This window comes from Mycolicibacterium austroafricanum (genome assembly GCF_000612725.1).
GTDB classification, from domain to species: domain Bacteria; phylum Actinomycetota; class Actinomycetes; order Mycobacteriales; family Mycobacteriaceae; genus Mycobacterium; species Mycobacterium austroafricanum.
The window spans coordinates 142,176-167,302 of the sequence record NZ_HG964452.1; the positions used below are offsets into that span (position 1 = coordinate 142,176).

At 68.5% G+C, this 25,127-nt stretch carries 20 protein-coding genes; 5 read left to right on the plus strand and 15 right to left on the minus strand.

What is annotated here, in order from left to right; genetic code table 11:
• Positions 1 to 32: 32 nt before the first annotated feature.
• Together fdxA and BN976_RS11070 are read right to left on the minus strand one after the other, a co-directional pair.
• Positions 33 to 356 (minus strand): ferredoxin, encoded by a 324-nt coding sequence (gene fdxA / locus BN976_RS11065; protein WP_011781681.1) that lies wholly within the window; start codon positions 354 to 356, stop codon positions 33 to 35.
• 239 nt (positions 357 to 595) lie between these two features.
• Positions 596 to 1,348, minus strand: a complete 753-nt coding sequence (locus BN976_RS11070; RefSeq protein WP_036370754.1) for a glycoside hydrolase family 16 protein — start codon at positions 1,346 to 1,348, stop codon at positions 596 to 598.
• Between the two features lie 137 nt (positions 1,349 to 1,485).
• Between BN976_RS11070 and BN976_RS11075 the strand changes: the two genes are divergently transcribed.
• The gene (locus BN976_RS11075; protein ID WP_011781683.1) at positions 1,486 to 2,031 is read left to right on the plus strand and encodes a YceI family protein; all 546 of its coding nucleotides are present in this window, start codon (positions 1,486 to 1,488) and stop codon (positions 2,029 to 2,031) included.
• Between the two features lie 30 nt (positions 2,032 to 2,061).
• Here BN976_RS11075 and BN976_RS11080 read toward each other — a convergent pair whose 3' ends face one another.
• The 4 genes from BN976_RS11080 to mshB all read right to left on the minus strand — a co-directional run bounded on the left by BN976_RS11080 (position 2,062) and on the right by mshB (position 7,243).
• On the minus strand, positions 2,062 to 2,970 hold the full coding sequence (locus BN976_RS11080; RefSeq protein ID WP_036370756.1) for a fumarylacetoacetate hydrolase family protein: 909 nt from the start codon (positions 2,968 to 2,970) through the stop codon (positions 2,062 to 2,064).
• A gap of 167 nt (positions 2,971 to 3,137) precedes the next feature.
• Positions 3,138 to 5,717, minus strand: coding sequence for a bifunctional FO biosynthesis protein CofGH (locus tag BN976_RS11085; RefSeq protein WP_036370759.1), 2,580 nt, complete (start codon positions 5,715 to 5,717; stop codon positions 3,138 to 3,140).
• A gap of 96 nt (positions 5,718 to 5,813) precedes the next feature.
• A complete protein-coding gene (locus tag BN976_RS11090; protein WP_049778144.1) occupies positions 5,814 to 6,275 on the minus strand; it encodes a hypothetical protein in 462 nt (153 codons plus the stop codon).
• A gap of 113 nt (positions 6,276 to 6,388) precedes the next feature.
• The gene (gene mshB, locus BN976_RS11095) at positions 6,389 to 7,243 is read right to left on the minus strand and encodes an N-acetyl-1-D-myo-inositol-2-amino-2-deoxy-alpha-D-glucopyranoside deacetylase (protein WP_036370761.1); all 855 of its coding nucleotides are present in this window, start codon (positions 7,241 to 7,243) and stop codon (positions 6,389 to 6,391) included.
• Between the two features lie 455 nt (positions 7,244 to 7,698).
• Here mshB and BN976_RS34370 point away from each other — a divergent pair, with 455 nt between their 5' ends.
• Positions 7,699 to 8,043 (plus strand): hypothetical protein, encoded by a 345-nt coding sequence (locus BN976_RS34370; RefSeq protein WP_235622035.1) that lies wholly within the window; start codon positions 7,699 to 7,701, stop codon positions 8,041 to 8,043.
• 148 nt (positions 8,044 to 8,191) lie between these two features.
• A complete protein-coding gene (locus BN976_RS34375; protein ID WP_051558399.1) occupies positions 8,192 to 8,986 on the plus strand; it encodes a hypothetical protein in 795 nt (264 codons plus the stop codon).
• 45 nt (positions 8,987 to 9,031) lie between these two features.
• Here BN976_RS34375 and BN976_RS11105 read toward each other — a convergent pair whose 3' ends face one another.
• Positions 9,032 to 9,985, minus strand: a complete 954-nt coding sequence (locus BN976_RS11105; RefSeq protein ID WP_036370763.1) for an NAD(P)H-dependent flavin oxidoreductase — start codon at positions 9,983 to 9,985, stop codon at positions 9,032 to 9,034.
• A gap of 171 nt (positions 9,986 to 10,156) precedes the next feature.
• On the opposite strand from BN976_RS11105, the gene BN976_RS11110 reads away from it, so the two are divergent.
• Positions 10,157 to 11,368, plus strand: a complete 1,212-nt coding sequence (locus BN976_RS11110; protein ID WP_036371332.1) for a chloride channel protein — start codon at positions 10,157 to 10,159, stop codon at positions 11,366 to 11,368.
• Here the strand turns inward: BN976_RS11110 and BN976_RS11115 are convergent.
• Together BN976_RS11115 and typA are read right to left on the minus strand one after the other, a co-directional pair.
• Positions 11,352 to 13,208, minus strand: a complete 1,857-nt coding sequence (locus tag BN976_RS11115; protein ID WP_086008446.1) for an ABC transporter family substrate-binding protein — start codon at positions 13,206 to 13,208, stop codon at positions 11,352 to 11,354. The two genes, BN976_RS11110 and BN976_RS11115, sit on opposite strands and share 17 nt — an antisense overlap.
• A 98-nt stretch (positions 13,209 to 13,306) precedes the next feature.
• Positions 13,307 to 15,211, minus strand: a complete 1,905-nt coding sequence (gene typA, locus BN976_RS11120; RefSeq protein WP_011781692.1) for a translational GTPase TypA — start codon at positions 15,209 to 15,211, stop codon at positions 13,307 to 13,309.
• Between the two features lie 353 nt (positions 15,212 to 15,564).
• On the opposite strand from typA, the gene BN976_RS11125 reads away from it, so the two are divergent.
• Complete coding sequence (locus tag BN976_RS11125) at positions 15,565 to 15,837, plus strand: thioredoxin domain-containing protein (RefSeq protein ID WP_011781693.1); 273 nt, start codon at positions 15,565 to 15,567, stop codon at positions 15,835 to 15,837.
• 9 nt (positions 15,838 to 15,846) lie between these two features.
• Here BN976_RS11125 and BN976_RS11130 read toward each other — a convergent pair whose 3' ends face one another.
• From BN976_RS11130 to BN976_RS11155, 6 genes are all read right to left on the minus strand, one after another.
• Positions 15,847 to 16,923 carry a hypothetical protein gene (locus BN976_RS11130; protein ID WP_036370768.1) on the minus strand — a complete coding sequence of 359 codons (1,077 nt, stop codon included), beginning with the start codon at positions 16,921 to 16,923 and terminating at the stop codon, positions 15,847 to 15,849.
• Between the two features lie 61 nt (positions 16,924 to 16,984).
• Positions 16,985 to 17,716: a respiratory nitrate reductase subunit gamma gene (gene narI / locus BN976_RS11135; RefSeq protein ID WP_011781695.1), complete on the minus strand. Its 732-nt coding sequence runs from the start codon at positions 17,714 to 17,716 to the stop codon at positions 16,985 to 16,987.
• Position 17,717: 1 nt separating this feature from the next.
• The gene (gene narJ / locus BN976_RS11140) at positions 17,718 to 18,458 is read right to left on the minus strand and encodes a nitrate reductase molybdenum cofactor assembly chaperone (protein WP_109489593.1); all 741 of its coding nucleotides are present in this window, start codon (positions 18,456 to 18,458) and stop codon (positions 17,718 to 17,720) included.
• Positions 18,458 to 20,110 (minus strand): nitrate reductase subunit beta, encoded by a 1,653-nt coding sequence (gene narH / locus BN976_RS11145; RefSeq protein WP_036370770.1) that lies wholly within the window; start codon positions 20,108 to 20,110, stop codon positions 18,458 to 18,460. The genes narJ and narH overlap by 1 nt, the downstream gene beginning before the upstream one ends.
• A gap of 28 nt (positions 20,111 to 20,138) precedes the next feature.
• A complete protein-coding gene (locus tag BN976_RS11150; protein WP_036370771.1) occupies positions 20,139 to 23,840 on the minus strand; it encodes a nitrate reductase subunit alpha in 3,702 nt (1,233 codons plus the stop codon).
• Positions 23,837 to 25,057 (minus strand): nitrate/nitrite transporter, encoded by a 1,221-nt coding sequence (locus BN976_RS11155; RefSeq protein WP_036370773.1) that lies wholly within the window; start codon positions 25,055 to 25,057, stop codon positions 23,837 to 23,839. Before BN976_RS11155 ends, BN976_RS11150 begins: the two co-directional genes overlap by 4 nt.
• Between the last annotated feature and the right edge of the window lie 70 nt (positions 25,058 to 25,127).

A 25,127-nucleotide genomic window follows, 5' to 3' on the forward strand; every position in this document is an offset into this window, starting at 1 on the left:
ACCCTCAGCCGAGACGTGCTGCGACGTGGTACTCAGTCCTCACCCTGCGGAGGCAGGTCCTTGACGGCCTGCGGGTCGTTGTCGGTCTGACCGACCTTCGACGCACCGCCCGGCGAACCCAGTTCGACGAAGAAGTCCGCGTTGATCTGGGTGTACGCGCTCCACTGGTCGGGAACGTCATCCTCGTAATAGATGGCCTCGACGGGGCACACCGGCTCGCAGGCGCCGCAGTCGACGCACTCGTCCGGATGGATGTACAGCATGCGAGCGCCCTCATAGATGCAGTCGACAGGGCACTCCTCGATGCACGCCTTGTCTTTGACGTCGACGCAGGGCTCAGCAATGACGTACGTCACGAACTACTCCTCAAGTCCTATCGGACGACCTGTCCGGTGGGGCTGCTGTCAGGGCCGGGCTCAGCCGATACCGCGGCCAACCCAGCAAGTATCCCTGCCGGTAGTTGGACGCGTGTCTCAGTGTGCCCTAACTCGCGCGCAACCCCGGCCGGGGGTGGCGTGCGGTTACTGATACTAAACGTCGCATATACCGTCCGCCTAGTGCCGCGCCGTCACTTGCCCAACCCCGGTGGCGACGGCTACGCGCCTTCTGGCAGCGGACGGTAAGTGAGGCGGCTGACGCGCAGATGCGGCACATGGTCGGCGGGCCCGGGCCGGTCGGGGAAATCGAACACCCCCAGGGTCAGGAACATCGGGTAGTCCGGCGCCTGGTTAGCGACCCTGGTCGTCACGCCGTCGATCGAGAACTCGACCGCGCCAGGCCGCCAGTGCACCGCATACGTATGCGACTGCGCGATGTCGATGTCGAGTGGGACAGCGGAGAAGTCTTCGCGCAGCGCCGGATCGCGGAACTTGTGGATCCCCTGGCCCACTGCAGCCCGACCGCCGGCCACCGTGTCGCCGAACACCTCCATGACGCAGATCTCGCCACACCGGTCCGGTTCGTCCTCGAGTCCCACCATCCACGCCGAGAACATCGACCGCGGGCTCAGATCCGCCGAACAGGTGACGGAGATGGTTCCGAAATGCGGGAGGAACCCCAGCACGGTGGGCTGCTCTTCCATCACCACCAGGCCGTCGCGGAACGGCTGCGGCGCGTCGGTGGAGCCGATCGCGCCGGACCAGTTGGCGCTCTGAACCGCCGACACCCGCAGCGGCCCGTCATGCAGATCGGGACACCACAGCTGCTGAGCCTGCGGGATGGAGAGGTCAAGCCCGTCCGGACCCGCCTCGAACGTCGCCGCCGCAGCGTCCCGTGAGCTCCAGGCAGGCAAATAGGACGCCGTCCAGACTGCCGGGTCGAGCCGCCCGAACCGTTCGTCGAAGACCACGCCGGGAGCGTAACCAACCCGCCCGACAGGTCCAGTCGACGAGACCCGCCCGGCCCGGGAATAGATTCGGACTGCAGTCCGCTTATCTTGAAGGTATCCGTCGGGACCGCCGACGCCCACCAGAGAAAGCGACACCCATGACCACTGTCACCTCCGCCCTGTCCGTCGGCACCTGGGCCATCGACCCCGTCCACTCCTCGGTCGGCTTCTCCGTACGCCACCTGATGGTGAGCAAGGTGCGGGGCGTGTTCGACACGTTCAGCGGCGCGATCACCGTCGCCGAGGACGGCACGCCGTCGGTGCACGCCGAGATCGCCGTCGACTCCGTCAACACCCGCAACGAGCAGCGCGACGGCCACCTCAAGTCCGCGGACTTCTTCGACGCCGAGAAGCACCCCGTGGCGACGTTCAGCTCGACCGCGGTCCGGCAGGACGGCGACGGCTACGTCGTCGACGGTGACTTCACCCTGAAGGGTGTGACCCGCCCGATCTCACTGAACCTGGACTTCAACGGGGTGAACCCGGGCATGGGCCACGGCGAGGTCGCCGGCTTTGAGGCATCAGTTGTGTTGAACCGCAAGGATTTCGGTATCGACATCGACATGCCGCTGGAAACCGGCGGCGCCGTGGTCGGCGACAAGGTGACGATCACGCTCGAGATCGAGGCGCTCCGGCAGGCATGACGGGACGTCAGTGGCACCGCCGCGGCGGTGTCACGACGTGATCTGGTGGCTGATCTCGCCGACCTGCTCGATGCTCAGCGTGATCCGGTCACCGGGCCGCAGCCAGTGTCCGGTCTCCATACCGCTCCCCCCGGGCAACGTGCCGGTGGCGAAAAGCTCACCCGGATACAGCTTCTCGTCCCGTGACGCATGGGCGATCATGTCGCCGATCGTCCATTGCGGGCCGGCGCTGGAGACGGTGCTGACGGTGCGTCCGTTGATGGTGACCGATCCGCTGAGGCTCTCGAGGATCGGCAGGATCTCGTCGGCGGTGACGGCCACGGCCGACATCGACGACACGAAATGTTTGGCCTTCTGCGGCCCCAGCCCGGTGGCCATCTCGGCACGTTGAACGTCGCGGGCGCTGAAGTCGTTCACGACGACGAACGCGCCGACCGCGTCCACCGCCTCCGCTGAGCTTGCATTGAAAAGTGGTGCCTTGAGCACGAATCCGAGTTCGAGTTCAAAGTCCAGCGCCGTGGAGTACGACGGAAAGGCCACGGGCGCGCCGCTGGGCACAAAGCTCAGGTGGTTGGACATGTAGTAGATGGGTTGGCGGTAGAACAGCGGCTTGGGCTTGAACAGCGGGAACGGTTTTCGGGTCAGCTTCTCGACGGTCTCAGCCGCACGGGACTGGGCGGGATGGAATCGGCGCACGAGTCCGCGGGCCGCGTCGATCGCATGGTCTTCGTAGAGCATGAAGTCACGGAACGACGCGGGCTGAAACGGCAGGACGCAGCCGGCGAGGCCATGATGGCGCTGCGCGGCAGCCAGTTCCCAGGCGGGGTCGAACACCGGGCCGCCCAGCACCGACGGATCCGGCGCGGGCGCCCACGACCCGTCGGGCCCGAGGGATTGCAGTTCCAACCGACCGTCGGCGATCACCCGGCGCAGCTTCATGGTTCCGTCCTACCAGCTGAACGCCCAGACGCGCCCACCCGCCGATGCGAGCGTGCGCGAACTACGCAGAAATGGCGGCGTGTTGCCCGCAGACACGCACGCTCGCGGAAAAGGGGGAAAGAGAAGGGGGGAAGAAGAGGGGGTGGGCTACGGGCGGCTACGGGGGGCTACGCCGCGAGCGGGGTGTAGTCGGTGGTGCGCTGGCGTGCCGGGCGTCCGATGCCCTCGGCGATGGCGACCAGCTCCGCGACGGTCTTGGCCGAACCGTTCTCCGAGCCCGCCATCCGCGAGATCGTCTCCTCCATCAAGGTGCCGCCGAGGTCGTTGGCGCCGCCGCGCAGCATCACCTGCGTGCGCTCGGTGCCGAGCTTGACCCAACTGGTCTGGATGTGAGAGATCCTGCCGTGCAACATGATCCGCGCGAGCGCGTGCACCGCCCGGTTGTCGCGGTGCGTCGGTCCGGGCCGCGACCCGCCGGCCAGGTACAGCGGCGAGGACTGGTGCACGAACGGCAGAGGCACGAATTCGGTGAACCCGCCGGTGCGGTCCTGGATGCCGCGCAACACGTTGAGATGCCCCACCCAGTGCCGCGGGGTGTCGACGTGGCCGTACATCATCGTCGAGCTCGACCGCAGCCCCACCTCGTGCGCGGTGGTCACGACCTCGATCCACATCGACGTCGGCAGCTTGCCCTTGGTCAGCACCCAGCGCACCTCGTCGTCGAGGATCTCGGCTGCCGTGCCGGGGATGGTGTCGAGCCCGGCCTCGCGCAGCGCGGTCAGCCACTCCCGGATCGAGGTTCCGCTGCGGGTGACCCCGTTGGCGATCTCCATCGGCGAGAACGCGTGCACGTGCATCGACGGCACCCGCGCCTTGACCGCCCGCACCAGATCCGCGTAGCCGGTCACCGGCAGCTCCGGATCGATGCCGCCCTGCATGCACACCTCGGTGGCGCCGGCGACGTGGGCCTCCCACGCGCGGTCGGCGACCTCCGCGGTGGACAGCGAGTACGCGTCGGCGTCGCCCTTGCGTTGGGCGAACGCGCAGAACCGGCAGCCGGTGTAGCAGATGTTGGTGAAGTTGATGTTGCGGTTGACCACGAACGTCACGTCGTCGCCGACGGTGTCGCGCCGCAACGAATCCGCCAGTGCGGTCACCGCATCCAGCGCCGGGCCGTCGGCGGTCGCCAACGCCAGGTACTCGTCGTCGGAACACCCGGCCGGATCCCGCTCGGCCGAGCGCAGCGCGGCCAGCACATCGGTGTCGATGCGTTCCGGTGCGCGGGCGGCCAACTCCTCGACCTTGGCCCGGATGGACTCCCAGTCGCCGAACGCATCGCCGAGATCGCTGCGGGTGGTCGTCAGCCGGCCCTCGGTGTCGATCGCGGTGTGCAGATCGACACGGCCCAGTGACTCCGTGGCCTCGTCGGGTTCCTGCCACGGTCGCCCGACCGGGTTGACGTCACGGGCGTAGCCGGTGTCGGGGTCTGCCAGCGCGGCCACGTGCCCGTGCACCCTCGGATCGATCCAGGCGGCGCCGGCCTGCACGTACTGCGGTTGGGCGGTGAGTCGCTGAACCAGGTCGTAGCCGGCCTCAAGCGTCACCTCGGCCAGCTCGTCCAACGCCGGCCACGGCCGCTCGGGGTTGACGTGGTCGGGTGTCAGCGGCGACACCCCGCCCCAGTCGTCCACCCCGGCCGCGATCAGCGCCAGGCATTCCTGGCGGGACACCAGGTTCGGTGGCGCCTGGATGCGCACCTTCGGGCCCATCACCAGCCGGGTGACCGCGATGGTGGCCAGGAAGTCGTCGAGCCCGGCGTCCGGGACCGAGGCCATGGCGGTGTGGTCCTTGGCGCGGAAGTTCTGCACGATCACTTCCTGGACGTGACCGAACTCCTTGTGCGAACGTCGAATCGCGTGCACCGTCTCGGCCCGCTCGGTCAGCGTCTCCCCGATCCCCACCAGCAGCCCGGTGGTGAACGGGATCGACAGCCGGCCCGCGTCGTCCAGGGTCCGCAGCCGCACCGCCGGGTCCTTGTCCGGGCTGCCGTAGTGGGCCAGGCCCTTGGTCTCGAACAGCCGACGCGACGTGGTCTCCAGCATCATGCCCATCGACGGGGCGACCGGCTTGAGCCGCGACAGCTCCGACCACGACATCACGCCCGGGTTCAGATGCGGCAGCAGGCCGGTCTCCTCCAGCACCCGGATCGCCATCGCCCGCACATAGTCCAGCGTCGAGTCATACCCTCGTTCGTCGAGCCACCGGCGCGCCTCCGGCCAGCGAGCTTCCGGCCGGTCACCGAGGGTGAAAAGCGCTTCCTTACAACCCATTTCAGCCCCGCGGCGCGCGACGTCGAGTATCTCGTCGGGCTCCATGAACATGCCCTTGCCCTCCGCGCGCAACCGGCCGGGCACCGTGACGAACGTGCAGTAATGGCAGGTGTCACGGCACAGATGCGTCACCGGGATGAACACCTTGCGCGAATAACTCACCGGCAACCGGCCCGTGTCGCCCCGCCGGCCCGCGGCCTCCAGACCCGCGTCACGCACCCGCGCCGCCGACGCGCACAGGTCGACGAGGTCGTCACCGCGCGCCGTCAACGCGATCGCCGCCTCGTCGACGTTCAGGGCCACCCCGTCACGGGCCCGCCGTAACACCCGTCGCAACGCAGCGGGATTGGGCGCGCCAGATCTGGGAGGAACCACCGGGCTGGGCAGGTCAGCGCCGCGCTGGGTGTTCAGAGCCACTCTCCTGTAACCCCGGCGTTGTCGCGGTTCATCCGCGCGTCTCACTATCTGAAACAGAATGCGCCTGCCATCCGCGTGACATAGCAGTCACAGTAGTCACCGGGCGCCGGTGCGCGGGTCCGCCCCCGCCGCCGGCGGGTGACGCATGAGCAGCCACGCGGCGGGCAGGGCCCCGAGCGCGACCAGCAGCACCGGACCGAACTCCATGATCCCGACGCCGCCGAACACGATGTCGTCACCGGGCTTGAACACCATGCACAGCAAGACGGTGGCCAGCCACGTCCACAACGGCAGGGCGGCGAGTCGCGGAACCGACGTCCACTGCAGGCCGGCCCATACCAGCGAGAGATTCAGCGCCCCGCTGAGCAACGCACTGATCGGCAACGGCACCGGCCCCAGCCGCAGCGGCAGGAAAAAGACGGCCATCAGGGCCGAGAGCACACCGTCGAGGCCGAGCAGGGCCAGAAGGAGAACGCGAAGCCGGTCCGACACCGGCGGAGAGGACGCCGTCAGGTCGGGATGCTGTCGAGCACGGAGACGATCGAGCCGATCACCCACTGGTAGCTGTCGAGGCGGTCCTGCCAGTGCTGCAGGTTGGGATCCAGGTCCGGGTCCATGTACTTCCCCTCCGTGCGCAGTCGGTTGCGGGCAGCTTACCCCGCGGCGCGTCGTCAACCCACCGACAGCCCGGACAGCAGATCGGTTTCCCAGCCGCGCTCGTCGCGCGCGCCGGCAGAACCCGCGGCAAGAACGTAGTACTCGGTCGGATCCACCGGCAGGGCGACATTGTTCGACAGCGCGAAGCTGCGCCCGTCGGGCGAAACGCTGACCTGCGTCCGGTGCGCACGCAGCGCCGCCACCCGAGCCGACTCGTGGGCGGTCAGATCCAGCGCCGCGTCGATCGCCTCGTCGGAATAGCCGAACAGCGGCAGGTCGTCGGCCGAGACCCGGATCCACTCCTCGGGCACCGCGCCCATCGAGGCCAGCGCAGCGGCCAGCGCCGAGGACGACGTCACCGTCCAGTACAGCTTCGGCACCTGCCACGTCGACGCGGCGACCGCAGCCGTCGTGACCCGGTGGGCGTGGATGTGGTCGGGATGGCCGTAGCCCCCGTTCGGGTCGTAGGTGACGACGACGTGCGGGCGCAGCTCGTCGATCGCGGCGGCCAGCGTGGCGGTCTGTTCGGCGAAATCACCGTCGACGAAGCGTTGTTGCTGCCGCGCCGGGGTGCCGTCCATGCCGGAGTCCCGCCAGCGCCCCGCGCCGCCGAGAAAGCGCGGACGGTCCACGCCCAGTTCGGCCAGCGCCGCGGTCAGCTCACCGATCCGATAACCGCCGAGCTGGTCGGCGCGGTCTACCGCGAGCTGCGCCCATTCATCCCCGATCACCTCGCCCTCTTCGCCCAGCGTGCACGTGATGACGTGCACCTGCGCGCCGCGGGCGACGTAGTGCGCGATGGTCGCTCCGGTGGTGAGGGTCTCGTCGTCGGGGTGGGCATGAACGAAGAGCAATCGCGCGGTGTCCATGTCGCTCAGCTTGCCCGCCCGAGGCGTGTCAGGTCGAACCGCGGCCGTCCGCGGCCCCGACCTGACGTTTGCCGGGACAGCGCGCCCGGCATCCGACCTTCGGAATCCGCGCTTCACCGACGACCGGGACCCACGATTTCCGCAAAGCAGGAATCGGGCACACTCTGCAATATTGCGCCGTCTGTCAATTGTCATCTGATGTGTCCAGCAAATCAGCCAGGTGAGCCACAACCCGCTCGCCCGACAACCTCGACGACCACCACTTCGAATTCGGCAATTAGCCAGAATTGGACATCGGGCCGCAATTAGACCTATCCGATGCACGAAGACATTGCACGGAGTGCGAAAAATTCAGTACGTCCCAGAAAAGTACCGAAAAATAGTTGACAAATACTTCTTACCGCGGAGTAAGGTCCGCGGTGTCCGCCATCACATTTACGTAATGAAGGGATATCATGCACGTAACGGTTCGCTCTTATCTCACCGCGGGAGTCGCCCTGGCCGGCGCGAGCGCCATCGCCCTCGCCCCCGTCGTCGTGCCCCCAAGCAGCACCGTCAGCTCCTCTCCGGCCATGTCATCGGTCGCCGTGGAACTCTCCGCCGCCGTCAACCCCATCACCGCCTGGGTGGATGTCTTCGCCGGCGCAGCCACCAACTTGGGTGGGATTGGCAACGCCATTCTTGAGGATCCGTTCCCGCTGCTGCGGCAGGCACTGGAGAACGTGCTCGGGTACGGCGGGACGTTAGTCTCCGCGACCACGGGTGCCATTACCGGCGCGCTGAATTACATTCTCATTTGACAACCCGGCCGGGGCCTGGCCTCTCATCGAAGACGCCTTTACTCAGCTGAGCGAAGGCAACATCTCCGGAGCGATCACCACTGCCGGCGAAGCGCTGCTCCTCGGCCCCATCCTCAACATCGGGCTTCCGATCTTCACCTCGGGTGCGTTGGAGATTCCCGGGAAGATCGCGCAGAACTTCGCCAACGTCGTGAAATCCCTGACCAGCCTCGACACCGTGTTTCCGATCGTGCTGGGCGCCCTGGGCACGGTCATGGCGCCGATGCAGGCGCTCGGCGGCAGCCTCCAGGCGGCTTTCGACGCTCTCGGCGAGGGCAACCTCATCGACGCGGTGGTCGAGCTCATCAACATCCCCGCTTCGGTGACCGGGGCGCTCCTCAACGGATACACGAACGACATGGGCACGACCTACCCCGGGCTGTTCACCTTCAGCGAGAATCCGGGTGAGGGCGGTCTGATTCAGGCGTTGTTCGTGACGCTGCCCAAGGCGCTTGCCGCGGCGATCGCACCGGAAGAAGCAGTGGCAACCGCCGCGGCCGAAGGCCCGGCCGATCCGGACGCCGGCTCGGGCACCATGATCACCGTCGCCGAGGTGGCGGAGACCGACGCAGCCGCGGAGACCGAGGCTGCAGCGGAGACCGAGGCCGCAGTGGTCGCCGACGGTGACACGGTGGTTGAGGAGGCACCCGCCGTGGTTGTCGACGAGGCCACCGCGCCGGTCGACGGAGGCGAGGAGGCGACCACGCCGGCCGACGACGTGGTCACCGCTCCGGTCGACGACGTGGTCACCGCGCCCGTCGACGAAGCCGGGGATGACGTGGAGGCCGCCCCGGACGAGACCGATACGGCTGACGACACCGCCGGCGAGGACGACGGTGATTCGGCCGGGGGCGCGGGCGGCGATTCCGGCGGCGCCGGCGGCGAATCCGGCGGCGACGACTAAGCCGGACGATCGACCGGTAGGCCCCCGCATCCCCGATCCGGGGGCCTACTGCTGCCCGACCTCGCGTGCCTCGTCACACAGCCGCTGGATCACCCGGGCCGCGGGCTCGATCGCGGTGAGCTCAGAGACGCCCTGGCCGACATTGACCGGGGCCAACCGGTAGTCGTCCGCAGCGATGGCCGCACGCAACTCCGTGACGGCTTCGGTGTCCGCGGCCAGCTCGGATTCGCGGCCGTGCCAGCTGTCGGTGAAGGCGTTGCGAAGCACCCGCTCCGGGATGGTCGGCGGCCACGGATAGCCCAGCGCGATGTCGAAGACGCGTGTGGTGACGGTGTCGGTGTTGCGGGCGGCCAGCATCACCTCTGCCGCGGCGTCGGGAAGCGTGGATTCCGGGCATGCCGCGAACGCGGTGCCCAGCCAGCCCCCGGAGGCGCCGGCGGCCAGCGCCGCCGCCAACCCGCGCCCCGATGCGATGCCGCCGGCCGCCAACACCGGGACTGCGACCCGGTCGAGCACCTCGACCAGCAGCGGCAGGGTGCCGACCCGGGGCTGCCCGTGTCCACCGGCTTCAGCGCCCCGAGTGACCAGCACGTCCACGCCGGCGTCGGCCGCGCGCTGCGCCCCGTCGACGTCGGCCACCTGGGTGGCGGTGACGCATCCGGCGTCGTGCGCCCGTCGCACCCACGCCCAGTCGTCGCCGAAGCTGACCGACAGCAGGGCCGGCCGCGCCGCCAGGGCGGCCTCAAGCAGCCGCGGCTGCTCGGCGACGGCCCAACTGATCAGGCCGATCCCGAAAGGCCGGTCCAGGTCCGACACGTGGCGCAGTTCGGTGTGCAGCCGATCGGCGGATCCGGCGCTGCCGATGCCGATCATGCCCAGCCCGCCGGCCCGTGAGACGGCTGCCGCCAACGCACCTCCGGCCACTCCTCCCATGGGCGCGTTGACGATCGGCGCGGCCAGACCCATCGCCTGTGACCACTGTGTCGATGTCGCCTTCATGACCGGAGACCCACTGCGGCAGCCTCACCCAGCCACCCGCGTCGCCGACGATGCCGGCCGGCACCGCGCCGGTCAGGCTGACGAACCAAGAGCAATCGCGCGGTCTCCATGGTCATCAGCTTGCCCCGCCAATGGGGCGCGCGGCGCGCTGGGCTGGCATAGATTCGCGTGGTGACCCGCCGCACCGTGCAGTTCGGGTGCGCCATCGCTGTCATCGGGTTGATCGCGGGCGTGGCCGGTGCGGCAACCACGCTGCTGTTGCACGCGATCGAGCACCTGACCTTCCACTACAGCTTCGGCACACTTCTCAGCGGCATCGAGGGAAGTAATCCGGTCCGAAGGGCCGTGGGCCCGCTGCTGGGTGGCGCGCTGGCCGGATGGGGATGGTGGGCCCTGCGGCGCCGCCAGGACAGACCGCCTCTGACCGGAACCGCCGATGCCGGGCTGCAGGTGCTGCTCGTCGGGTCGGGAGCCTCGCTGGGACGGGAGGGCGCGCCGCGTCAACTCGCCGCGGCTTGGGGCGACATCGGTGTCTCGCGGCTGGCGCTGACCGCGGCAGATCGCCGGATTCTGCTGGCGTGCGCGGCAGGCGCCGGATTGGGCGCGGTGTACAGCGTCCCCTTGGGCGGGGCGCTGTTCGCCACCCGCATCCTGCTCCGGACGTGGCACCCGAGAGCGTTGGGCACCGCGCTGATCACGTCGAGCATCGCCGTCATGGTCGCGGCACCGGTCACCCACCTGGAGCACCCGCTGTCCTGGCCGGATTCGCGGCTGTCCTATCTGTTCGTGTTCCTGGCTCTGGCGCTCGCTCCGGTGGCGACCGCGGTGGGTCTGGTGTTCGACCGCATGATGCACGGCGCGCCGAGATTGACGTTGCGGTCATGGATGGTGATCCCCGGGATTGCGGCGGCAGGTCTGTTGACCGGCGTCTGCTCGATCTGGCTTCCGGAGCTGCCCGGAAACGGCCGCAGCATCCTCCAGGTCAGCATGAGTAGCGGGTTGACGCTGACCTCGGCAGCACTGATCCTGCTTCTCAAACCACTGCTCACGATGCTGTTCCTGAGAGCCGGTGCGGCCGGCGGACTTCTGACCCCCGCACTGGCGACCGGCGCCGCAGCCGGATCCCTGGCCGCGTTGGCGCTCAATCACTGGGCCGGAACGCAGCTGCACGTGGCGGCGGTGTCCCTGAGTTGCGCGGCGGGTCTCCTGGCGATCACCCAGCGCTCGCCGTTGTTCGCAGCGCTGTTCGTCTGGGAGCTCGCGCGTCCGCCGCTGTGGCTGTTGCTCGTGTTCGCGGTCGGCGCCTATGCCGCCTACGGTCTGGCTGCGCTGCGCCGACGGCACCAGAAGGAGGCGGGCCGCGAGATCACTGCGGCAGCTTGACCCAGCTGCCTGCGTCGCCGACGATGCCGACCGGCACAGCGCCGGTCAGGCTGACGTGCTGCACGCTGGGGCCGGCCGCGACGATCGTGGTGTCCTGCAGGATCGGCAGCACCGTGGACATCTCCCACAGCCTGGGCTCGACCTCGTCGATGACCTCGGCGATGTCGGCGGTGCCGTGCAGTGCGGCGTCGATCCTGGGCTGAATGTGCGGGTCGCAGATTCCGGTGATGTTGCTCGGCGCCTGGACGAGTTGATCGGAGTCCGGCTCGGGGGCGGGCGAAGTCTGCGTCGCTGTCGTCGGCGTTGTCGACGTCGTCGGCGGATCGGACGGGCCGCGCGGTCCGGACGTTCCGCTCGGTCTGGGCGGGTCGGAGGTCGGCGCCGGTGCCCCGGTGGTGGTTTCGACTGCGGTGGCCTCCAGCGCCGGACAGCCGTAGCGCGACGCCAGCGACGTCGCGAGGTCACCGCCTGCCGGGTGCCAGCCGATCACCGCATCGATCTGGTTGTTGACCATGGCGTCTCCGTACAGCACCACCGGGTCGAGTGCCGCCACCGTCGCCGCGATCCCGACGCTGCGCAGCTGATCGGCGGCGGTGTTGGCGACCGCGACCGCCGTCGGGTCATTGGCGGCGACGCCGAGCACCAGCGTCAGCGGCTCGCCGTCCTTGGTGAGCCGGCCGCGGTTGCTCTCCGGCGCACCGGGCGCCGGCGGCGGTGAGGTCGGCACCTGCACGGGGTCCACCTGATACCCGGCCTCGGCCAGCAGGGTCATGGCATCCTCCCGCGTCATCGCGGGCGGGGCGGTCGGGACGTAACCGGGGTCCGACGGCGAGCGCACCTGGGCCTGGGCCAGGGTGACGGTGTTGTCGTCGCCGGCGCCGACGGCGGCCAGCAGGTCGACGTCGAGCAGGCCGAGGACCGCCTTGCGGACCAGCGCGTCGGCCAGCATCGGCTGCTGGGCCCGCAGCGTCAGATGCATGACGCGCGGGGTGACGATCCGGGCGGTGCGCACGTCGGGGATCGCGGACAGCTGGGCGAACACCGCCGACCCGCCATGCACCTGGGCGACCTGGGTGTCCCCGTTGCGGATGGAATCGGCCAGCGCGGCGGGCGCCCCGCCGCGGCGGAACAGGATCAGGTCCGGTGTGGCGGGCGTGCCCCAATATCTGTCGTTACGCGCGAGCAGGATCTCGTCACGCTGCGGGTCGATGGTGTCGACGCGGAACTGCCCTCCGGTGACCGGCAGCGCCTGCGCCAGGCCTGCGCCGAATCCGCCGGGGACGTCCTTGACGATGTGGGCGGGCAGGATGTCGTTGAACATCTCACGCCACGCCGGGTAGGGCTGTGCGAACGTCACGACGGCCGTCTTGCCGCCCTCGACGGACTGCACGCCGGTGATGAGGTCGTAGCCGGCCGGGTCGGCAGCGCCGGGCTGGCTGACCATCTGCCGCCACAGGTACCAGTAGTCATCCGCGCCGATCGGCGCGTTGTCGGTCCACTGCGCCTCCGGCCGGATCTTGTAGGTGACGGTGAACGGGTCCTCGCCGGTGACCTCGGCCGACTCCAGCAGGGAGGTGTCCAGCTCCCAGCGCGAACCCGTCGGGGTGCGGGAATCCGGGATCGGTCGGAACGAGCTGGGCAGCACCAGCGAGCTGATCGCCGCGTTGACCGGTGACTGGTCGGACAACAGATGGGAGTTGAATCCGGGCCCGATCGAGTCGATCGCCACGATGATCTGCGTCGCCTTCATCGGCGGCGGCGGGGTCACCTCGGTGGTGTCGGTGCTCTGCGGCGCCGGCGGCGGACTCACCGTGCAGCCGGTCACCAGGGCCAACGTCATGACGGTCGCGGCTAGAGCCGACCCACGGCCGGCGCGGACGCGGCGAAAGGTCGTCGGCACGCTTTACAGATTAACCACGGGCGGCAGACCCACCGTGGTCAGTTGTTGGCCTGTTTGGCGCGCGACTTCGCCCGCGCCCGCAGTGAGGCCGTCAACTCCACCTTGCGCACCCGCACGATCTCCGGGGTGACCTCGACGCACTCGTCGGCCGCGCAGAACTCCATCGCCTTCTCCAGGTCGAGTTCCAGCGGGCGGGCCAGCGTCTCCATCACGTCGGCGGTCGAGGACCGCATGTTGGTCAGCTTCTTCTCGCGGGTCACGTTGATGTCGAGATCCTCGGCGCGCGGGTTGATCCCGACGACCTGGCCCTCGTAGGTCTCCTGGCCGGGTTCGACGAAGAACTGGCCACGGTCGGCGAGCTGGATCATCGCGAACGGGGTGATCTGGCCGCTGCGGTCGGACACCAGCGAACCGGTGTGCCGGGCGCGGATCTCGCCCGCCCACGGACGGTAGCCGTCGAACACCGCGTTGGCGATGCCGGTGCCACGGGTCAGCGTCAGGAAGTCCGTCCGGAACCCGATCAGCCCGCGGCTGGGCACGATGAAGTCCATCCGCACCCATCCGGCGGCGTGGTTGGTCATCTCCTCCATGCGGCCCTTGCGGGCGGCCATCAGCTGGGTGATGGCGCCGACGAACTCTTCGGGGCAGTCGATCGTCATCGCCTCGAACGGTTCATGCAGTTTGCCGTCGACGGTCCGGGTGACCACCTGCGGCTTGCCGACCGTGAGCTCGAAGCCCTCGCGGCGCATCTGCTCGACGAGCACGGCCAGCGCCAGCTCACCGCGGCCCTGCACCTCCCACGCGTCGGGGCGGCCGATGTCGACGACCTTGATCGACACGTTGCCGACGAGTTCGGAGTCCAGGCGGTTCTTGACCATTCGCGCGGTCAGCTTGTGGCCTGACACCTTGCCCGCCAACGGTGAGGTGTTGGTGCCGATGGTCACCGAGATGGCCGGCTCGTCGACGGTGATGCGGGGCAGCGCGTGCGCGTGGTCGGGATCGGCCAGCGTGTCGCCGATCATGATCTCCGGGATGCCGGCCACCGCGACGATGTCGCCGGCGAAGGCCTCGTCGGTGGCGGTTCTCTCCACGCCCTCGGTGACCAGCAGCTCGGTGATCTTCGCGGTCGTGATGACGGGGTGGCCGTCGACTTCGCGCATCCACGCGACCTGCTGCCCCTTCTTGATCCGGCCCTTGTAGATCCGGATCAGCGCCAGCCGGCCCAGGAACGCCGACGCGTCGAGGTTGGTGACCAGCGCCTGCAGCGGGGCTTCCGGATCACCCTGGGGCGGCGGGATGTGCTCGAGCAGCACGTCGAACAGCGGGTCGAGATTCTCGCCGTCGGGGTTCTCGCCGTTGGCGGGCTGGACGGTGCTGGCGATGCCCGCACGTCCCGAGGCGTACAGCGTGGGCAGGTCGAGTGCCTTCTCGGCGGCGGTCTGAGCTTCCTCGTCGAGGTCGGAGGCGACGTCGAGCAGCAGGTCGTGACTCTCTTCGACGACCTCGGCGATGCGCGCGTCGGGCCGGTCGGTCTTGTTGACGACCAGGATGACGGGCAGGTGCGCGGCCAGGGCCTTACGCAGCACGAACCGCGTCTGCGGCAGTGGCCCCTCCGATGCGTCGACGAGCAGGACGACGCCGTCGACCATGGACAGCCCGCGCTCGACCTCGCCGCCGAAGTCGGCGTGCCCCGGGGTGTCGATGACGTTGATGACGGTCATGCTGCCGTCGGCGTGGTGACGATGCACCGCGGTGTTCTTGGCCAGGATGGTGATGCCCTTTTCCTTTTCCAGGTCACCGGAATCCATCAGGCGCTCGATCGCGTCGTCCCCACGGTGGCTCAGCGCACCGGACTGACGCAGCATCGCGTCGACCAGCGTGGTCTTGCCGTGGTCGACGTGGGCCACAATGGCGACGTTGCGGAAATCCGGGCGTGCATTCACGCCGGTGATTGTCGCAGTGCACTGCACAGATCGCGAAAACGAGAGATTCCCGTCACGTGAAAGCCACCGAGCTCGCCGGCATGAAGCCGAAGAAAAAGTGTTGTCGCAGCAAGCCGAGATGCAAGCGCTGTCCCGTGGTTTTGAACAAGGTGCGCAAGGCCGAACTGAACGGGATCCGCGGCAAGGAGCTGACGATGGTCTTCAAGCGGGCCCGCAAGTCCTAGGTGAATCCGGCGCGTTCGGCCACCGTGGGAGACGTCCGTGGCACCTTTTCGGCGCCTTTTCTCAGCCGATTGATTACGCCCGGGCGTACCGTTGAGGGCACCCGTCAAAGCGTCTTCTGGAGGTTGGCAATGGCGGTCTATTCGGTGCTCACCATCGTTCTCATCACGGTGCTGGCGACTCTCACGACGCTGGCGATCTTCCTGGGTCTGGCCAACTGGATCGGCGCGTTCTACATCGTGCGATGTAGCGAGTGTCGTCATCTGACGTTCAGCTCGGCGAATCGCAACCAGGCGTCGTGCCCGCATTGCCGCCATCCCGTGCTGACCCACCCGATCCACGCCATCGCGCACCGGGACAGCCGGGCCGACGTGCGGGTGCCCGGCGACCGGCTGCGCTACTGAGCCGACAGGTCACGGGTAGGACAGCAACACCATCACCCGGCCGTCCTGCGGCGGCTCCGGGAAATCGTCGACGTCGAAGCCGTAGTACTCGACCTGATCCTCGGTGATCTGCTCGATCACCTTGCCCTGCGTGTGGACGGTGCCGCCGTGGGCGTCCTTCATGGCGCCGACGAAGTCCGGCACCGACAGCGATTCGGCCAGCAACAGTGCCTGACCTCCGGACGAAAGGTCAACCAGCACACCGGCTCCCGCGTAGTTGTTGCCTCCTCGCCCGGTGCCGTCGGGCGCCCAGTACACGGGCTCGGACGCCAGCGGGCCCTCGACCCGGCGGTACTGCCCGGGCTGATCGGCGTCGGCGACGGTGACCACGGGAAGCGCCGCGATCGTCCGCTTGTCCTGCCAGAACATCCACCCCAGCGGAATGGCCACGATCGCGTATATCAGGACGATCAGCACCAGCACAGGCTTCCAAGCGATCTCCCAGGACAACCGGCGCTGCGACATCCCGGTGTCGGCGATCTGCTCGTCGAGTCGGCGGCGGCCGAACCTGAAGACATACCAGGCCGACAACCGGACGAGCGCCATCAGCGCCAGCACGATGAGCCCGACGACGCCGGCGATCCTGAAGTAGAAGGTGCTGTCGCCGTTGTTCTCCGTCGCCAGCACCATGACCGCCGGGATCGGAGCAGTCAGGAGCAGGAGCAGAACGTAGGAGGGGTGGCTCGTCAGGTAGACGTAGTGCGCCGTCCACCGAGGGTTGCCGGCGAACACCGTGACGTCACCGACGTCGGCCTTGACCATCGGTGTCCAGGACCCCTGGACCACGCGTGGGCGAACGAGGCCGCGGAAGTACAGGAAACCCGCCGCCGCCGACACCGCGAGGGCACCCCAGAAGACGCCGGGCATCGACTCTCCCGTGCCGGGGACCCCGAACGCGCCGCGGATGTCGATGACCTTGGCGATGAAGAACGTCAGCGGCAGCGCGAAGAACAGCTCGATCAGCCACATCTGGACCAGCTGCGGTATCCGCGAACCGATCCGGTCGAAGGCGAGCACACCCCGCCAGAGGGACCGCAGTGCGCCCATGGATCAGGAGACTAGCGACACCCGTGCGCCTCGGTGGGCGGTTCCCGGCTTGGGGACCCGATCACCAGCCGCGGCGGCGCGGCGCCGAACCGACCAGCTCACCCTTGCCCGCCGCCTCGCGGCTGCGGTAGACGATGTAGGGCCGGAACAGGTAGCCGATCGGCGCGCTGAACGCGTGCACCAGCCTGGTGAACGGCCACAGGCAGAACAGTGTCAGGCCCAGCATCACGTGGATGTGGAACCACAGCGGCGCATCGACCATCAGGTCGCCGCGCGGCTGCAGCACCCAGATGGACCGGAACCAGGGCGACACCGTCTCGCGGTAGTTGTGTTCGGCGCCCACCGGGGTGGCGCCGATCAGCGTGCACGCCAGGCCCGCGACGATCGCCATCACCAGCACCAGATACATCACCTTGTCGTTGACGGTGGTCGCCATGAACACCGGCCCCGTGGTGCGCCGCCGGTACACCAGCAGTGAAATCCCGACCAGGGTGCAGACACCGGCGATCGCACCGAGCACGAGCGCCTGGATGTGGTAGGCGTGATCGCTCAATCCGATTGCGTCGGTCCAGGATTCGGGGATGACCAGCCCGATGATGTGGCCCACGATGACGACCAGGATGCCGAAGTGGAACATCGGGCTGGCGACCCGCAGCAGCCGGCTCTCGTAGAGCTGTGACGAGCGGGTGGTCCAGCCGAACTTGTCGTAGCGGTACCGCCACCACGTGCCCACCACGACGATGGCCAGCGTGACGTAGGGCACCACGTCCCAGAAGATCTCCCACCCGGACATCTCAGCGCCCCCCTTCGCCCGCCCGGTTCATTCCCACCCCTGCTTCGCCCGCCCGGTTCATTCCCACCCCTGCTTCGCCCGCCCGGTTCATTCCCACCCCTGCTTCGCCCGCCCGTTTCGGCGGCACCGTCAACGTGAACGGTTGCAGGCCCACCGCTTCGGCGGGCGGCCCGTCGGCGGCCAGCCGCTGCGCGCGGCGCAACTCCTCGTCGGTGGCCACAGGCAGGGTGGCCAGCACCGCGGCCACTGCCGACGCGTAGGGCGAGCCGACATCGCGCAACACCCCGTGCAACACACCGAGCGGCACCCGGTGCTCGGTCAGCAACCGCCGCCCGACGCCCGCGTCGACGGTCGCGGCGAACTCCAGCACGACAGGCAGAAAGTCGGGGGCTTCGTCGGCCGGTGCCGGCGCCCCCGCGTCCCGGTAGGCCTGCGCGAACGCCAGCATCGCCTGCCCGCGGTTGCGGGTGTCACCGGCGGTCCAGTAGGTCAGGTACATGGTGGCGCGCCGGCGCATGTCGAAGGTGGCGACGTAGTCCTGCGCGGCCTGCATCGGCCCGAGTGCCCGCACAGCGGCCAGGGTGGCCGAAAGTTGTTCGGCGGCAGCGCCTTCGACGTGGTCGAGCAGCTCCTCGGCGGCGGCGAGCTGAGCCCCGTCGGGGTAGCTCAGTAGCAGGGACGCACACTGCCACACCAATCGGTCGGCGAGCGCCGGTGTCCGGGACCGCTTGAGCAGCTTCATCACCGGTCACCGTCCTGCGGGAACAGTCCCGATGGTGCGCCGCGGCCGTCCCAGTTGAGCAGGTTGACCCGCGACGGCCGGGCCTCGTCGGCGGCCATGTGCTCGGAGGTCTGCCGCTGCCGCAACGCGTGAAACGTCTCCACCGCCACCGGGATCGGCTGCCCACTGGCTTCGCCGAACGGACCCGACTCGTACATCCCCGGCCCGCCCTCGAACGACAGCGAGCAGCCGGGTTCCTCCAGCGACCACGGCTCGACGGCCGCATACGCGGTCGGGATGACGTAGCGCTCGTCGTACTTCGCCAACGCCAGCAGCCGGTACATCTCGTAGATCTGCTCCTCGGTCATCCCGACCGATTCGGGGATGTGCGGCTGGGTCTCCCGGCCGAGGTTGACGTCGCGCATGTAGGACCGCATCGCCGCCAGCCGGCGCAGCACCCCCTCGACGACCGCCGTGTCACCGGCGGTGAACAGCCCGGCCAGGTACTCGATCGGAATGCGCAACGCTTCCAGCGCCCCGAACAGGTTGCCGGCATCCTCCCCGTCGTGCCCGTCGCGGCTGACCGCATCGACGACCGGCGACAGCGGCGGGATGTACCACACCATCGGCATCGTCCGGTACTCCGGGTGCAGCGGCAATGCCACCTGGTACTCGTGGATCAGCGCGTAGATCGGCGAGCGCTGAGCGGCCTCGATCCACTCGTCGGAGATGCCCTCGGCGAGGGCGCCCGCGATGACCTCGGGATCGCTGGGGTCCAACAGGATCGACTTCTGCGCCTCGTACAGGTCGGTGTCGTTCTCCACCGAGGCGGCCGCGGTGACGCGATCGACGTCGTAGAGCACGAGGCCCAGATACCGCAGCCGGCCCACGCAGGTCTCCGAGCACACCGTCGGCAGCCCGACCTCGATGCGCGGGTAGCACAGCGTGCACTTCTCGGCCTTGCCCGTCTTGTGATTGAAGTACACCTTCTTGTACGGGCACCCCGACACGCACATCCGCCAGCCGCGGCAGCGGTCCTGGTCGACCAGCACGATGCCGTCCTCGGTGCGCTTGTACATCGCCCCCGACGGGCACGACGCCACGCACGACGGGTTCAGGCAGTGTTCGCAGATCCGCGGCAGGTAGAACATGAAGGTCTGCTCGAGCTCGAGCCGGATCTCCTCGCTGACCTTTGCGAGCACCGGGTCGCCGGGCACGATCTCCGGGGAGCCACCGAGGTCGTCGTCCCAGTTGGCCGACCATTCCACCTTCATCGGCTTGCCGCTGATCAGGCTGCGCGGCGGTGCGACGGGCATGTGCTCGCCCAGGGGTGCGTTGGTGAGGTTCTCGTAGTCGTAGGTCCACGGCTCGTAGTAGTCGTTGATGGACGGCAGCTTGGGGTTGGAGAAGATGTTCAGCAACTTGTTCAGCCGCCCGCCGCCGCGCAACCGCAGCCGACCGCGCTTGTCGCGGATCCACCCGCCGCGCCACCGTTCCTGATCTTGATAGGTGCGCGGATAGCCTTGTCCGGGACGGGTTTCGACGTTGTTGAACCACACGTATTCGGTGCCAGGCCGGTTGGTCCAGGCCTGTTTGCAGGTCACCGAGCAGGTGTGGCACCCGATGCACTTGTCGAGGTTCATCACCATCGCCATCTGGGCCATGACTTTCATCGGCTCACTCCGCCCGCTTCGTTCGGCATCACTGGTAGACCACCTCCTGCGAGCGACGACGCACGATCGTCACCTCGTCGCGTTGATTCCCGGTGGGCCCCAGGTAGTTGAACGCGAACGCCGTCTGCGCGTACCCACCTGCCAGATGGCTCGGCTTCACCAGCAGCCGGGTCAGCGAGTTGTGGATGCCGCCGCGGCGGCCGGTCGTCTCCGTCAATGGGACGTCGATGGTGCGTTCCTGGGCGTGGTAGACGTAGACCACGCCTTCGGGCATTCGGTGGCTGACGATCGCCCGGCACACCAGCACCCCGTTGCGGTTGACTGCTTCGACCCAGTCATTGTCCCGCACTTGGATTTTCGCCGCGTCCGCCGGGCTCATCCACATCGTCGGCCCGCCGCGTGACAGCGAGAGCATGAACAGGTTGTCCTGGTATTCGGAGTGGATCGACCACTTCGAGTGGGGCGTCAGGTACCGCACCGTCAGGCCCAGTTCGCCGCGGGCGCCGATTGCCGGTTCCCCGAACAGCCTGGCCATGTCCAGCGGCGGACGGTACACCGGCAGTTGCTCGCCGAGTTCCTCCAGCCAGTCGTGGTCGAGGTAGAAGTGCATCCGTCCGGTCAGCGTGTGAAACGGCTTGAGCGCCTCGATGTTCACGGTGAACGGTGCGTAGCGGCGACCGCCGGTCTCGCTGCCCGACCACTCCGGGCTGGTGATGACCGGAACGGGCCGCGCCTGGGTGTCGGCGTAGGTGATTCGCCGCTCCTCACTGCCTTCGGCCAAGTGCGCCAGAGGTCTTCCGGTGCGACGCTCGAGTTCGCGAAAGCCCTCCACCGCCAGCCGTCCGTTCGAGGTGCCCGACAGCGCCAGGATCACATCGGCCATCCGCTCGGCGGTGGTGATCGCCGGTTGCCCGGCGGCCGGCCCGGAGTCGAGCACGCCGAACTTCTGCGCGAGTTCGGCGGTCTCCTGCACCGGCCACGTCGTCACCCCCTTGGTGGTGACCCCCAGCCGCTCCACCAGCGGACCCAGCGTCGACCACTTGTCGGCGATCGCGGCGTAGTCCCGCTCCACCACGGTGATCGGGCCGATCGTCTTGCCGGGCACCGGCGTCTCGCCGGTCTCCCGCCAATCACGTTGTGTCCCCGCGGGATAGGCCATCGCACCGGGAGTGTCGTGCTGCAGCGCGCCGAGCACCACGTCGGTGCGGGTGCCCAGATGGCTGCGCGCGAGCGTGGAGAACGTCCGCGCGATCGCGCCGAACGCCTCGAAGTCCGAGCGGGTTTCCCACGGCGGGTCGATCGCCGGGCTGAACGCGTGCACGTACGGGTGCATGTCGGTCGACGACAGGTCGGCCTTCTCGTACCAGGTGGCTGCGGGAAGCACCACGTCGGAGAGCAACGTCGTCGACGTCATCCGGAAGTCGACGGACATCAACAGGTCCAGCTTGCCTTCCGGGATGTCGTCCGGCCACGTGACGTCCTTGGGCCGCAACGCCTCTTCCGTCGGAGTGGCCTGCAGGTTGGAATCGGCACCGAGCAGGTGGCGCAGGAAGTACTCGTTGCCCTTGCTCGACGAGCCGAGCAGGTTGGCCCGCCACACGTTGAGCACCCGCGGCCAGTTCGCCGGATTGTCGGGATCCGTGACCGCCATCTTGAGCTCGCCGGAGGCCAGCTTCTCGCAGACGTACTTGCCGATGTCCTGCCCGGCGGCGCGCGCCTCGTCGGCGACATCCAGGCTGTTGCGGTCGAACTGCGGGTAGAACGGCATCCAGCCCATCGCCGCGGCGGCGGCGACCACGTCCATGGTGTGCTTGCCCGCGAACCGGCCGCGCGCGGTGGGACTTGCCAGCGCGTCGGCCCGGTACCCGTCGTAGCGCCATTGGCCGGTGTGGGCGTACCAGTACGACGTACCCGGCATCTGCCGGGGCGGTCGCGTCCAGTCGGTGGCCATGGCCATGGTGGCCCAGCCGGTCACCGGCCTGCACTTCTCCTGCCCGACATAGTGCGCCCAACCGCCGCCGTTTCTGCCCATCGATCCGGTCAGCAGCAGCATCGCCAGCACCGCACGGTAGGTGGTGTCGCCGTGGAACCACTGGCAGATGCCCGCCCCCATGATGATCATCGACCGGCCGCCGGATTCCTCGGCGTTGCGGGCGAATTCGCGTGCCACCCGGATGGCCTGGGAAGCCGACACCCCGGTGATCGACTCCTGCCAGGCCGGTGTGTACGGCTGGTCGGGATCGTCGTAGCCGGCCGGCCAGTCCCCCGGCAGCCCGGGCCGGGCCACCCCGTACTGCGCCAGCATCAGGTCGAACACCGTGCACACCCGGTGCTCGCCCACCCGCCGCACCGGCACGCCGCGCTGCAGGGTGGCGCCACGGCCGTCGACGGTGTCGAAGCGCGTCAGGCTGATCGACGTGGTCTCGCCCGACTGACCATCGGGCGGGGCGACAGTGAGCGCGGGCACCACATCGCCCAGGTCGAGGTTCCACTTGCCCACACCCTCGTCGCCGTACCGGAAGCCCAGCGAACCAGGCGGGACCACCACCGAATCGGTGGCCCCGTCCAGCAGCACCGGTTTGAAAGCCGCGTTCTCCTGGCCGTCGTATCCAGGGCCCAGATCTGCGGCGGTGAGCATCTTGCCGGGCACCAGCACGCCGTCGCGTTCTTCGAGCTTGACCAGGAACGGCAGATCGGTGTACGTGCGGACGTAGTCGACGAAGAACGGAACACGTCGGCGGACAAAATTTTCCGTGAGGATGACATGCCCCATCGCCATCGCCAGCGCGCCGTCCGTGCCGGCCGCGCACGGCATCCACTCGTCGGCGAACTTGGTGTTGTCGGCGTAGTCGGGGCTGACGCTGACCACCTTGGTGCCGCGGTAGCGCACCTCGGCCATCCAGTGCGCGTCCGGCGTGCGGGTGACCGGGACGTTGGATCCCCACATCATGAGATACGAGGCGTCCCACCAGTCCCCGGACTCCGGCACGTCGGTCTGGTCGCCGAACACCTGGGGCGAGGCCACCGGCAGGTCGGCGTACCAGTCATAGAACGACGTCATCGCCCCGCCGACCAGCTCGACGAACCGCGAGCCGGCCGCATGGCTGACCATCGACATCGCCGGGATCGGCGAGAAGCCCGCCACCCGGTCGGGTCCGTAGGTCTTGATGGTGTGCACGTGCGCCGCGGCGATCATCTCGGTGGCCTCGGCCCATGTCACCCGCACCAGCCCGCCCTTGCCGCGGGCCTGCTGGTATCGACGGCGCCGCTGCGGGTCGGCCTGGATGTCGGCCCATGCCAGCACCGGATCGCCGAGGCGCGCCTTGGCTTCCCGGTACATCTCGACGAGCACACCGCGGGCGTACGGGTAGCGCACCCGCGTCGGCGAATAGGTGTACCAGGAGAACGCCGCCCCACGCGGGCAGCCGCGCGGCTCGTACTCGGGGCGGTCCGGGCCGACCGACGGATAGTCGGTTTCCTGGGTCTCCCAGGTGATGATGCCGTCCTTGACGTACACCTTCCACGAGCAGGAGCCGGTGCAGTTGACCCCGTGAGTGGACCGCACCACTTTGTCGTGGCTCCAGCGGTCACGGTAGAAGACGTCGCCGTCGCGCCCGCCCCGCCGGGTCACCGTGCGCAGGTCCTCGGAGGACTCGCCGGGGGTGAAGAACCGGCCGCTGCGCTGCAACAGTTCCTCGACCACACCTCCGGTGCGTGGCGGACTCGTCACGTGGCGTTCTCCTTCTGTTGCGGCTCCCGGGCGTGCAGCCGCAGCGCGGTGTACAGGAATGCCAGCAGTGCGGTGGCGACCAGCAGGGTCAGCCCGATGGTGTAGTCGTTTTCGAGGCTGTCGTAGGACGCCCCCATGACCAGCGGCGGGAAGTACCCGCCCAGCCCGCCCGCGGCGGCGACGATGCCGGTGACCGAACCCACCGACTTGGCCGGGGCGCGCCGGGCCACCCACGCGAACACGCCGCCGGTGCCGATACCGAGGAAGAGCGCCAGCGTGATGAAGGTGGCCGCCGACCAGATGTCGGGCGGCGGCTGGAAGATCGCGACGAACGCCATCGCCGCGGTACCGGCGAAGGACGCGAGCACCACGTACTTGGGAGCGAAACGATCGGCCAGCGCGCCGCCCACCGGCCGGGCCAGCACCGCCGCGAGGGCGAAACCGGCGGTGCGCGCACCGGCGTCGACGGCCGAGAAGCCGTAGATCGTCTTGATGTACGTCGGCAGGTAGTTGCTGAACGCGACGAACCCGCCGAAGACGACGGCGTACAGGAACGACATCTCCCACGTCACCGGCAACTTGGCCGCGGCCTTCAGCTTGGGCACCACCGCGTCGTGGTTGGGCGTGAAGTTCGGCGAGTCACGCATGATGAACAGGCACAGCGCGGCGGTCACCGCCAATGCCGCGGCGATGATGACGTGGGTGGTGAACAAGCCGAACCACTTGACGAAACGCGGTGTGAAGAACGCGGACAACGCGGTGCCGACCATGCCCATGCCGAACACGCCGGTGGCGAAACCGCGGCGCGAGGCCTCGTACCAGTGGTTGGCGAACGGAATACCGACGGCGAAGACGGTGCCTGCGACGCCGAGGAAGAAGCCGAACACCACCAGCAGCGGGTAGGAGCCCGACGACCCGGCGATGCCGACGGCCAACACCGGGACGATGGACGCCAGCGTCACCGCCATGAACATCACCCGACCGCCGTAGCGGTCGGTCAGCGGGCCGACCACGATCCGGCCGAGCGCCCCGACCAGGATCGGGGTGGCCACCAGGATCGAGGCTTCGCTGCTGCTCAGCGACATGTCGCCCGCATAGGTGGTGGACAACGGGCCGATCATGTTCCAGGCCCAGAAGTTGATTGCGGAAACCCACGTGGCCAGTGCCAAGTTCAGTCCCCGCCGTGCGCCGATGTCCGGCGTTGTCGCCGTGCTCACCAGGTCAGCCAACCATCTTTGGCGTCGGAGTTCCACAGATCTGCGAAATACACGAATTGGTCTGCCGCAG